The organism is Streptomyces sp. NPDC001480, from assembly GCF_042894725.1.
In the GTDB taxonomy this organism is placed as follows: Bacteria; Actinomycetota; Actinomycetes; order Streptomycetales; family Streptomycetaceae; genus Streptomyces.
The window spans coordinates 159,179-170,371 of the sequence record NZ_JBIAVX010000018.1 but is presented as its reverse complement, the minus strand read 5'-3'; the positions used below and the strand labels follow the sequence as shown (position 1 = coordinate 170,371).

Below are 11,193 nucleotides of genomic sequence, written 5' to 3'. Positions count from 1 at the left end.
ATCCATGTCATGAGGCGCCTTCACAGGACCGCGACCGGGGTGACGGGCGATCCCGTCCCACCCGGCACGTTCAGCGGCGCCACGACGAGCAGGAACGCGTACCGGCCGGCCTCGGCGGTCGCGGCGGAGAGGGCCTCCAGATCGAGGTTGTCCAGCAGTGGCACCCCCATCGCGGCGACGGCCAACGCGTGCACCGGCGAGTGCACGCCGTCGACGGGCGAGGGCCGTACGTCGCTGTCGCCGTCGCCCCCCAGCAGCGCGATCCCCCGCTCGGCCAGCAGCGGTACGGCGTCCACGTGGAAGCCCGCGCCGGCCGTGCCGGGGTCCCAGGCACCGAGTTCCCGGCGGCGGCGGACCTGCCCGGAGCGCAGCAGCACCGCGTCGCCCTCGCCGATCGTCACCCCGAGGGCCTCCTCGGCGGCGACGACGTCCCGCGCGTGCACCGCCTGCCCCGGCTCCAGCCAGCGGATCCCGAGGACGGCGGGGAGGTCCAGCAGTACCCCTCTCGTGACGAGGGGCCCGAGCTCGCACACCGTGCCGAAGTGGGCGCCCGAGGCATCGACGGCCTCGTGTGCCGTCCGGCCGTCGTAGAGCCGCCCTCGGTAGGCGATGTGGCACAGCGCGTCGAGATGGGTGACGCCCTTGCCGTGGTAGTCGACGGCGATGAAGTCCTTGTGGGTGGAGGGTTCCGGGCTCTCCACATCACCGAGGTCGGTCATGTGGTGCAGGGCGGGCTTGGGGTTGTCCGGGGCGGGCCGGGTGTTCCAGGGCAACGCCATCGGGACGACCGTCCCGGACCGCACCGCGGCCACGGCCCGCCGTACGTGCTCGCCGGTCACCCGGTTCCAGGCCCCGCGGTCGGCCGGGTCCCATCTGCCCCAGGTGCGCACCGCGTCGAAGAGGGCGTCGAATTCCCGGCGGGAGACGGCGGGTCCGTTACCGGCACCGGCCGGCCTGGGCCTCGGGGCGTCGGCGGGGCTCGGGCTCATCCGCGCTCACCGTTCCGGGCCCATCAGTGTTCCCTTCCGCGGTCGCCGCCGACGGCGCGGCGCCGTGCCACCGGCTTGCCCCTCGGGGACGTCGCGGGCACCTCTTCGGGGTCGAAGATCTCGTCGCCGTACAGGTCCTGGAGCCAGTTGGCCTGGTAGATGGTGTCGAGGTAGCGCTCGCCGAGATCGGGGGCGATGGCCACCGCGGTCAGGTCCCCCGTGTCGTGCCGGGCGAGCCAGTCCGTCGCGCCGCTGACCACGGTCCCGGTGGAGCCCCCGAACAGGAATCCGCGGCGGGCCAGCCGGTGGCAGGTGCGAATGGTGTCCACCTCCTCGACCCGGACGACGTCGTCGACGTAGGACTCGTCGAGCAGCGGCGGGCGCATGCTCATGCCCAGGCCGGGGATCATCCGGCGGCCGGGCTCGCCGCCGAAGGAGACCGAGCCCACGCTGTCCACGGCGACGATCCGCACCGGCCGGTGCCACTGCCGGAAGTAGCGCGCGCAGCCCATCAGGGTCCCGGTGGTGCCCGCCCCGATGAACAGCACGTCGAGCCGCGGGAAGTGGCCGGCGATCTCCGGTCCCGTGGTGCGGTAGTGCGCCCGCCAGTTGCCCGCGTTGGTGTACTGGCTGAGCCACACATAGCGGTCGTCGGAGGCGCACAGCGCGCGGACGTAGTCGATCCGTCTGCCGAGGAAGCCGCCGTTGGCGTCGAGGTCGGCCACGACGTGCACCTCGCTGCCCAGCGCCTCCATCAAGAGCCTGGTCGACAGGTTGCAACGGGAGTCCGTCACGCACAGGAACCGGTACCCCTTGCTGGCGGCGATCACGCTGAGCGCCACGCCCAGGTTCCCGGACGAGGACTCGACCACGATCGAGTCCTCGGTGAGCAGACCGTCTCGCTCTGCTGCCTCCACCATCTCGTTCGCGGCCTTCAACTTCACGGAGCCGGCGAAATTGAAGCCTTCGCACTTCAGGTGGAGACGGCACCCGAGGACCGGCTCGAGGTCGACGAACAGATGGCCTTCGTTGAAGGCGTGGGGAGCGGATATGACAGGCACGGTGGGCCTCCGGATGCCGGCGCCGAGCGGGATCGCCTCAGCCGTACCGGCGCAGGTCGTGGAAGAAGTCGTCGATGAGGCGGAGCTGACCCGCCCGGGCCACTTCGTCGTAGACGTACTTGCCGACTGCGAGGTCGAGGACGCCGAGCCCGAACGGTGAGAAGATCACCGGCCGGTCGGGCGGCGGGGTGAGCCGGCCGCTCATGACGTCGTCGAGGGTGCCGTCCAGGAAGTCACGGTTGCCCGTGAGCTGTTCGGCCAGGTGGGGCGAGGTGTCGGCCTTCAGGCAGTGCTCGATGTCGTCCACGATGTTGGCCGAGGACAGCAGGATCTCCGGGGCGAGATCGCGCAGGGAGATGTGCAGGACCACAGGGTTGTGGGCGAACCAGGCCGGGTCACTGACATGGGGCTCGCCCGCGATGGTGGCGAAGACGACGAGGTCGCTGGAGCGGATGAGTTCCTCGGCACCGGCATGGACCGTGACCCGGCCGGGGGCGCCGGACTGCTCCAGGTAGCCGCGGAATCCGGCCGCGCTGTCGGCGGAGACGTCGTACACGCCGATCTCGTCGAACGTCCAGTCGGTGCCGGTCAGGAAGGTGTGGATGTAGCGGGCGATCAGGCCCGTGCCGAAGAAACCGACGCGTGCGGGGCGGGGCCGGGAGCGGCTGAGCCGGTCGGCGGCCAGTGCGGCGGAGGCCGCCGTCCTGGTCGCGCTGATGATGGAGCTCTCCAGACAGGCGAAGGGATAGCCCGTGTCGTGGTCGTTGAGGATGAGGACGGCGGAGGCCCGGGGCAGGCCCGCGCCGACGTTGGCCGGGAAGCTGGAGATCCATTTCAGGCCGTCTACGTGGACCGGCCCGCCGACGGAGGCCGGCAGCGCGATGATGCGGTCCGCGGGGCGGTCCGGGAAACGCAGGAAGTACGACGGGGGGTTCACGGACCGGCCGGCGCCGTGCAGCCGGTAGGTGGCCTCGACGAGCTCCACGATCTGCTTCTCGCGCCCGCTCAGCGCCTGCTGGACCTGGGCGCCGGGGATCACCGCGAAGGTCGGCGCCGGGACCGGGCCGGCGCCGGACCGCTCGGTGGTGGGTGACAACAGATTGGTCATCGCCGGCTCGCCTCCGGGGTCGGGCGGTTGTCGGGCAGCCGGCGGGGCTCGGCCATGCCGACCAGTACCTGGCGCTCTCCGGTGAAGGGCTCTCTGCTGTGCGCGGTGCGGATGTTGTCGACGAGCATGAGGTCACCGTCCTGCCAGGGCTCGCGCCGGGTGTGTTCCTCGTAGGTGGTGTTGAGCAGCCGGACGATGTCCTCGCCGATCGGGGTGCCGTCTCCGAAGCGGGTGTTGAAGGGCAGTGCGTCCTCGCCGTACACGTCCACCAGGTACTCGCGCACCTCCGGGGCGAGCGTCCACTCGTTGAGGAAGGCGATCTGGTTGAACCAGCACCGCCTGCCGGTGAGCGGGTGCCGTACCACTGCGCTGCGCCGCTGCCGGGTGTGCAGGGATCCGTCGGGCTGCCAGGTGAAGTCGATGGCGTGGGCGCGGCAGTACTCCTCGATGGCGGCGCGGTCGTCGGTGCCGAAGGACTCCGTGAGGGACGCCCCGATCTCCTCGTTGTAGGCGCGGGTCAGCAGCCAGCCCTCGTGTTCGAAGCGCTCGGTCACCTCGGTGGGCAGCGCCCGCAGCACGTCCTCCGCGTCGGCCACCGCGGTCGCCCCGCCCTCACCGGGCGCGGTCAGGCACGCGAACAGCATCAGGCCGGGCACGTCGAGCGCGTAGCTCAGTTCGTGGTGCATGCACATCGGCTGGTTCGCCGGCCAGGTCGTGGAGGAGTACACCCCCGGGCCGTGGGTGTCGCGGGGGGCGAAGGCCTCCTTCTCGGTCATCAGCCCGCCGGTCAGTGCCGTGAACACGGCTCCGGCCCCGGCCGCGTCCCGCAGCCCCAGGCCCCGGACGAGCAACGCACCGTGCTCGGTGACCTGGGCGCGCAGCGCTTCGCGGTGCTCGGCCGCCCAACTGGCCGCGTCCCTGGGGGACTCGACCCGTAGGATCGGAGGTCTGTCCGGCTGCGGCCGTACGTCGAGCGGTGCGGTCAGGGGTGGTGAGGACGACATCTCTGTCTCCTTTCGGTCGCCCCGTGGGAGGCGACGGGAGGTTCAGGAGGAGGCCAGCGGTTCGACGGCGCCCAAGACGGCTCGGGCGGCCTCGGCCGGGCGGGTGCGCAGGAAGTGGTGGCCGCCGTCGGTGAGTTCGTGCAGCTCCACGCGTTCGGCCAGGAGTTGCCAGTCGTTCCAGCGGCCGGCGTACCCAGCGGTGTTGGGGTCGTCGGCGGCGACGACCACGGTGACCGGCGCGGTCAGCTTCACCGCGGGCGGGGCCGCCAGGGCGGCGGCGAAGTAGCGGTGGGCGGACACGCAGTCGTGCCGGTAGGCCGCACCGACGCGCTCGGCGTGCTCGGTGTTCAGCTCCCGCAGTTCGGTGTAGCCGCTGTCGGCGGTCAGTCCCGCGGCGAGGCGGGCGTCGCTCAGGCCCGTCAGCTCGTCGACGGCGGCGCGCCGGTCGGAGGCGGTGCCGAGGAGCTGGGCGGCGAGGAACACCCGGGCGACGTCGACGCCGTGCTCCTGGAGCTTCCGCGCCGTGGCCACCGCCGGGGCGGCGCCGGACGAGTGGCCCCACAGCATGACGCTGGTCAGGCCGCGGGCGGTGATCTCGGCGACGACCCGGTCCGCCACCTGCTCGATCGGCGCGAACGGCTCGGTGTGCGCGGCCAGGTCGTGACCGGGCAGCTCGACGGCGTGCACCGTGACCCCGCCGGCCGCCAAGGCGCCGGCCATCGGCTGGTAGTTGACCGCGTTGCCGCCCGCGTAGGGGAAGCACACCAGTACGCAGTCCGGCGCACCGTCCGCTTCCGACAGCGGCTGGAGCAGTTCCGGGCGCTGCCGTGCGGTGCCGTCGAGGAGGGCGGCGAGGTCGGCCAGTACCGGGTGCCGGGTGATGTCCTTGAGGGAGACCGCACGGTCGAGGGCGATGGTGAGTTTCACCGCCGACAGCGATGTGCCGCCGGAGTCGAAGAAGTGGTCCGTGCGGCCGATCCGGTGCTCGGGGACGCCCAGCAACTCCGCCCACACGGCGGCCAGTTTGCGCTCGGTCGGGGTGAGGGTGACGTGGTCGTGCCCAGCCGTGCCGTCGCTCCGCACGGACTGTACTGCGGCCGTCCGCTCGGCCAGCGCGGTGAGGGCCTTGCGGTCGGTCTTTCCGTTGGCGGTCAGCGGCAGGGCGGGCTGCCAGTGGAAGGCGGAGGGGATCATGTAGGCGGGCAGTTCGGCGCCCAGCGCTTCGCGCAGCGCGTCCGGTTCGCGGTGCCGGCCGGTGTAGAAGGCGGTCAGGTGCTTGCCGTGGTCGGCCCGTTCGGCGACGACCACCGCGCCGTCGCGCACTCCGGGCACCCGCAGCAGGGTGTTCTCGATCTCTCCGATCTCGATGCGGAAGCCACGGATCTTGACCTGGTTGTCCCGGCGGCCGAGGAACTCCAGTCTCCCGCCGGGGTGCCAGCGGCCCCAGTCACCGCCGAGGTACAGCCGCTCCCCCGGCCGGTACGGATCCTCCCGGTAGGCCTCACGGGTCCGCTCGGGGTCGTTGACGTAGCCCCGCCCGACGCAGACGCCGGAGAAGGCGATCAGTCCCGGGGCGCCCAGGGGCACCAGTGACAGATGCTCATCGACGACGTAGACGTGCACGTTGTTGACCGCGCGCCCGAGCAGCACGCGCTCGGGGACGCCGGCCATGACCTCGTGGTTGGTGTCGTCCGACGTCTCCGTCAGGCCATAGGCGTTGACCAGTTTGATCCCGGGCTGGATCGCGAACCAGCGCTGGACCAGCTCCCGTTTGAGTGCCTCGCCGGTCACCGAGACACACCGCAGGTCCGGCAGTGCGCGGGGCCGCCGTTCCAGGTACGAGACCACCACTTCCAGGTAGGAGGGCACGACCTGCGCCACGGCGGCCCGGCCGCTGACGATGGTGTCGAGGAACCGCTCGACGTCCAGGATGTCCTCCTGCCCGACCAGCAGCGTCCGCCCGCCCACGAGCAGCGCGGACACCAGTTGCCACAGCGAGATGTCGAAGCACTGCGGGGCCGTCTGTGCCACCACCGATCCCTCGGCGATCCCCAGGTCGTCGATCTTGGCGTGCAGGTGGTTGAGCATGCCCGCGTGTTCGCACATCGCGCCCTTGGGCTCACCGGTGGAGCCGGAGGTGAAGTAGATGTAGGCCAGTTGGCCGGCGGCTACCCGCACGCCGACGTCCGCGCCGTCGTGCTGTTGCCGGTACGCCGTCTCGATCGGCAGCTTCTCGACGCCGGGCAGGGTGGCCAGGGCCTCGTCGAGGGTGTCGGGGCTGCCGGATTCGGTCAGCACCAGCCGGCACCCGGCTCGCGCGAGTGTCGCGGCGATCCGTCCGGCGGGGAAGTGGGGTTCGATCGGCAGGTAGACGCCACCCGCCTTGAACACCGCCAAGGTCGCGGCCAGCCAGTCGAGATGGCGTTCGGTGACCACCGCGACCACGTCCTCCCGGCCCAGTCCGCGCTCCAGGAGGGCCCGGGCCAGCCGGTTGGCGTGGGCGTTGAGCTCGCCGTACGTCCATTCCCGCTCGCCGTGCACCGCCGCGACCAGATCCGGATGGGCGCGCACCCGCTGCTCGAACAGTTCGTGCACCCGTGCCGACGGCAGTTCGCGGCGGGGCCCGGCCAGCCCCTCGATCTGCTCGTGCACCTCGTCGGCGGACAGCAGGCTCTGCCGGGTGTGGTCGGCGTCCGGGTCCGTCGCGATCAGCCGCAGCGCGGCCAGGTGGTAGCCCCCGGCCCGGGCCGCGCAGTCGGTGTCCAGCACCTGCGTGCGGTACCGCAGCCGCACCGACAGCCGCCCGTCCTGGTCGCACCAGCCGACGCTCAGAGCGGCGTCGTCGACGAGGCCGGTCTCCTCCCCCGCCGGGTCGAACACGACCTCGTACGACGGGCCCGCCACGCCCAGTTCCTGCCGGAGCTCCTCCACCGGGAAGTGCCGGTGTGCCAGCAACGCGGCCTCGGCCCGGTGCGCCTCGGCCACGAGCGAGCGCCAACTCCCGTCGGGGACGGTCAGCCGGCACGGCAGCGGTCCGCTCCGCTCCCCCGCGGCGTAACCCGTCACGACCTCCCGCTCACCGGACAGGGCGGCCAGTACCTTGGCGTGCGCGGCCAGCAGTACCGCGCTCACCGGCGTCGCCGACCGCCGCGCCAGCTCACGCACCGCGGTCGCCACGGCGTCCGGTACGGTCGCCTCGTACTCGGCGACTCCCGCGACCGGTTCCGGGGCCCAGCGTGGCACCGGGGTGAGACCTCCGGCGGTCAGCACACGGCTCCAGTACTCCCGGTCCGCCTCTACACGCGCTCCCATCGCTTGGCCTTCCTCAACTCAGCGTCGCCGCAGCGCCGTTGACCGTAGACATTGCTGTTTCCGAGCCGATGCCGCTGAACTGGCCGGGGGCATCGGGCATGTCCGCAGCGGGGTTGCCGCCCCACCGGGTGTTCGGGGGGACCTCCTCGCCCTTCATCAGGAAGGAGTCGGTGGCCAGCACGGCGCCGTCGCCCATCGTCACGCCGTAGTGCACATGGGCGCCGACGCCGAGCGTGCAGCCGGCGCCGAGGGTGGTGCCGTCGGACTTGAAGGTGCCGTCCTCCTGCGAGTGGCACTGGATCTTGCTACCGGCGTTGAGGGTGCACTCGTCGCCGATGGTGGTGAGCGTCCGCTCCGTCAGGTAGCAGCCGTCGTCGAACACCCTGCTGCCGATGCGCACGCCCAGCAGCCGCCAGACCAACGACTTGAAGGGGGTCCCGTTGAAGATGTTCAGGTGCTCGTCCGGGACCTTCCACAGGCGCTCGTGCCGCCAGAAACGCGGGTCGTAGATGGAGAACAACTGGGGTCGCAGCGCGCGGAACGACGTGATGCAGCGCTCCACGAGGATGTAGTAGAGGGTGGTCGACGCGAGCGTGAGGGCCAGGTATCCGGCGATCACCACATGTCCGAGCACGCCGTACAGGTCGACGGAGGCGAGCGCGAGAAGCGTCAGCAGGAAGGTGTGCAGCCACCGCGCGAACAGCATGACGGCCATCGAGCGCAGGTTGTAGCGGTTCTTCGCGGCGAGCCGCCGGCGCAGTGTGTCCCCGGTCCGCAGGTGGTCGAACCGCGCGTCGCGCTCCACCGAGCGGGGGATCTCGAAGCAGGGGGAGCCCAGGAGCCCCACCCCTTCACGGACCTCACCGTCGAGGGGCACCATCACCTTCGTCGCGAGGAGGCAGTTGTCGCCGGTCCGGCCGCCCGCGGGGTAGGCGATGTTGTTGCCGAGGAAGTTGCGTGCCCCGATCGACGCCCGGGACACCCGGAAGGACGTGCTGGAGAAGTCGGCGTTGAGGACCGAGAGCCCGTCGGCCACCATCGTGCCGCTGCCGACGGTGACCAGGAAGGGGCTCTCGTGCTGCACCTCGGTGCCGAAGTTCGACCCGGTCTGCTCCACCCGGGACAGGTCGTATCCCAGACCGCGCAGGTAGTACACGATGAAGGAGCTGTCGCCGAAGAGCCAGGCGAAGAACTTCACGTTGGTCATGCGGGCCGTCGCCCGGTGCGCCGCGTAGCGGAATCCGTAGAGCGGATAGACCCTGTCGGGTCTGACGGCGAGACTCAGCAGCCGCGGCACGGTGTACAGCACGACGAGACCGACGACGACGAAGCCGACGAACAGCGTGAGGGACAGCAGCAGCGCGTCGGTGAGCAGGGCCGGCGGCGCGAGGCCGTCCGTGTCCGGGTCCAGCCGCCTGCCGATCGTCGGAACCCTGGTGAACAGCATGTACACCCCGCCGAACACCAACGGCAGGTACAGGAAGAACAGTTGGAGCAGGGTCAGGAGTCCGAACCAGGCCCGGCGCGGGGTGCCGCACTTCGCCGGGGCGACCCGCACGTAGTCGGTCCGGGTGGGCTGTGCCGGGGTGCCGTGCCGGCGCTCCCCGTCCGGCACCGCCTGGCCGCGGTACAGGGCGGACGAGTGACCGATCTGCGCTCCGTCGCCCATCGACGTGTCGATGTCGAGGACGGTCTTCTCGCCGACGAACACGTCGCGGCCGAGCGTGATGCGTCCCGTCTGGATGCGGCCCGCGTGTGCCCGGTAGCAGAGCAGGAACGCGTCCTTGCGGATCACCGTCCCGGCCCCGATCGTGAGCAGGTCGGTGCAGACCGGTACGGAGCGGGAGAGGATCGTGACCCCCTTGCCGATGCGCGCGCCGAGTGCCCGGAGGTACAGCACGTAGAGCGGATTGCCGACGAAGAAGACCATCGGATTGGCGTGGAGGAGCACCTTCACGAGCCAGAAGCGCAGATAGGCGAGACTCCAGAGCGGGAATTCACCGGGTTTCCAGCGGCCGACGAGCAGCCATTTCGCGACGACCGGGAAAAGGCACATGGCCACGAAAACGGCGCCCCCGAAGACGAGCGACCTCAGATAGATGTCCGCCAGACCGGATCCGGTGGCGATCCACCCGTATCCCCGGGAGGTGACCAGGCCCGCCACGAAGGAGTAGGCCAGAAAGACCAGCAATTGGCAGGTTCCGCAGAGGAAATAGCGCAGCCGGCTCGTCGGCAGGTGCGCCGGCCCGCATGTCGGCGTCACCGGCGCCTCGGTGGCTGCGGGAGCCGTGGGAGCCGTGGGAGTGGCCGACGCCAGAGCAGTCGCCAGGCTGCGGATCGTGGGGTGCTGGTATATGTCCTTCATCGAAGCGGACGGCAGATCCGCCCTTTTCCTGAGCCGGGCGCAGAACTGTGCCATCACCAGGGAGTTGGCGCCGAGATCGGTGAAGAAGTGGCTGTCGACCGGAATACGCTCCAGGGACGTGACGTCGGCCAGTACGTCCGCGAGCTTTCTTTCCGTCTCGGTCGCCGGTCCGGATATGGGGACCTCGGAGGACTGCTCCACCATTCGACCTCCTAGATCGCGAACCGTGGATCTCAGTTTGGGTCGGCCCGCCTCGAGCTGCCACTCCGAACGGATCGCCGGGAAAGCGACGAGCGGGAAAAGAGCCAGTCCGCCCTTGCTTCCCGCACCGTTGGGCCCGAGAAGCACATCACCCGAATGGCCGGAGTCCGGCCGGGGACGCCATAGGGACCCCGTGTGGGCCCCGTGGCGGTCCGACGCCGGTGAGGGCTTGTCGTGCCTGCCCGGCGTCTGGTTGGGTGCGCGGACCACGTGCGCGAGAGACGCGCCGGGGGGAAGGGGCGCGGTGTGCCTACTACGGCTCGGCAGGACCTGAGAGGGCCCTTGCCCGAAGGGCTCGGGCGAGCGATCCGCGAGACCGCCGGTGACATCGCAGCTCTGCTGCGCGCGGCGCCCGGCACATCGGCTCCCGTACCCGGATCGCTGTGGACGGTCGGCGAGGCCGCCGCCCATCTGGCGCTGGCCAACGAACTGATGGCCGACCTCGTGTCCGGACGGGAACGCCCCTACGGCGACGGCACACCCGGGAGTCTGGCCGCGGCCAACGCGCGGGCGCTGGCCGGCTTCGAGGAGCGCCGCGCGGAGCCGCTCGCGACGATGATCACCGAGCAGGCCGGGCTGTTCCTGGACGCCGTGGAGCGGGCCGCGTCCCACGCGGCGGCAGAGAACCCCCCGCTGGTCACCCCGCTCGGCCCCATGGACCCGGCGACACTCGGGTCATACCTGCTGACGCACATGCTGGGCCACGGTTACGACCTCGCCCGGGCGCTGGACCAACGGCACATGCTCGACCGCGACCGCGTGCTGCTCTGCATGCCGTTCATGCTCTCGGTCATGCCGCGCGTGGCCGACCCGGCGGCCACCGCCGGCCTCACGGCCCGGTACGCCGTCCGGCTGCGCAGTGCCGCGGCGTTCGGCGTCGTCCTGGCCGACGGCACCGTGAACGTGACACCCGGGCCACCGGACCGTCCGGACTGCACCATCCTGATCGACCCCGTCACCTTCCTCCTGATCGCGTTGGGCCGCCGCGCCCCGTGGCCGGCCATCGCGCGGGGACGGGTCGTCGCCTGGGGGCGCAGGCCATGGCTCGCGCCGCGCTTCCCGACCCTGTTCACCGCGCCCTGACGCGCGCCGC

General features: G+C 71.2%; 7 protein-coding genes. 1 reads left to right on the top strand and 6 read right to left on the bottom strand.

Translation table 11 applies throughout. The features are described from left to right. Window positions 1–20 precede the first annotated feature (20 nt). From ACFY01_RS36755 to ACFY01_RS36730, 6 genes are read right to left on the bottom strand one after another with little or no spacing between them, the layout of a single operon-like run. Window positions 21–989, bottom strand: coding sequence for a cyclase family protein (locus tag ACFY01_RS36755; protein WP_390740102.1), 969 nt, complete (start codon window positions 987–989; stop codon window positions 21–23). A gap of 23 nt (window positions 990–1,012) precedes the next feature. Then, entirely contained in the window at window positions 1,013–2,050 is a 1,038-nt protein-coding gene (sbnA, locus tag ACFY01_RS36750; protein ID WP_390740101.1) for a 2,3-diaminopropionate biosynthesis protein SbnA, read from the bottom strand. 37 nt (window positions 2,051–2,087) lie between these two features. Continuing rightward, window positions 2,088–3,158 (bottom strand): 2,3-diaminopropionate biosynthesis protein SbnB, encoded by a 1,071-nt coding sequence (gene sbnB / locus ACFY01_RS36745; RefSeq protein WP_390740100.1) that lies wholly within the window; start codon window positions 3,156–3,158, stop codon window positions 2,088–2,090. Next, window positions 3,155–4,162 carry a TauD/TfdA family dioxygenase gene (locus ACFY01_RS36740; protein ID WP_390740099.1) on the bottom strand — a complete coding sequence of 336 codons (1,008 nt, stop codon included), beginning with the start codon at window positions 4,160–4,162 and terminating at the stop codon, window positions 3,155–3,157. Before ACFY01_RS36740 ends, sbnB begins: the two co-directional genes overlap by 4 nt. Window positions 4,163–4,204: 42 nt before the next feature. Beyond that, window positions 4,205–7,474, bottom strand: a complete 3,270-nt coding sequence (locus ACFY01_RS36735; protein WP_390740098.1) for an amino acid adenylation domain-containing protein — start codon at window positions 7,472–7,474, stop codon at window positions 4,205–4,207. Window positions 7,475–7,487: 13 nt separating this feature from the next. Beyond that, a complete protein-coding gene (locus ACFY01_RS36730) occupies window positions 7,488–10,043 on the bottom strand; it encodes a Pls/PosA family non-ribosomal peptide synthetase (protein WP_390740097.1) in 2,556 nt (851 codons plus the stop codon). A gap of 339 nt (window positions 10,044–10,382) precedes the next feature. On the opposite strand from ACFY01_RS36730, the gene ACFY01_RS36725 reads away from it, so the two are divergent. Continuing rightward, window positions 10,383–11,183, top strand: coding sequence for a maleylpyruvate isomerase family mycothiol-dependent enzyme (locus ACFY01_RS36725; protein ID WP_390740096.1), 801 nt, complete (start codon window positions 10,383–10,385; stop codon window positions 11,181–11,183). The last annotated feature ends 10 nt before the right edge of the window (window positions 11,184–11,193 follow it).

What these genes read in the sequence shown, in the direction of transcription:
- ACFY01_RS36740 (WP_390740099.1), bottom strand. Translation starts at nt 4,162, where the DNA reads ATGTCGTCCTCACCACCCCTGACCGCACCGCTCGACGTACGGCCGCAG.
- ACFY01_RS36735 (WP_390740098.1), bottom strand. Translation starts at nt 7,474, where the DNA reads ATGGGAGCGCGTGTAGAGGCGGACCGGGAGTACTGGAGCCGTGTGCTG.
- ACFY01_RS36730 (WP_390740097.1), bottom strand. Translation starts at nt 10,043, where the DNA reads ATGGTGGAGCAGTCCTCCGAGGTCCCCATATCCGGACCGGCGACCGAG.
- ACFY01_RS36755 (WP_390740102.1), bottom strand. Translation starts at nt 989, where the DNA reads ATGAGCCCGAGCCCCGCCGACGCCCCGAGGCCCAGGCCGGCCGGTGCC.
- sbnB (WP_390740100.1), bottom strand. Translation starts at nt 3,158, where the DNA reads ATGACCAATCTGTTGTCACCCACCACCGAGCGGTCCGGCGCCGGCCCG.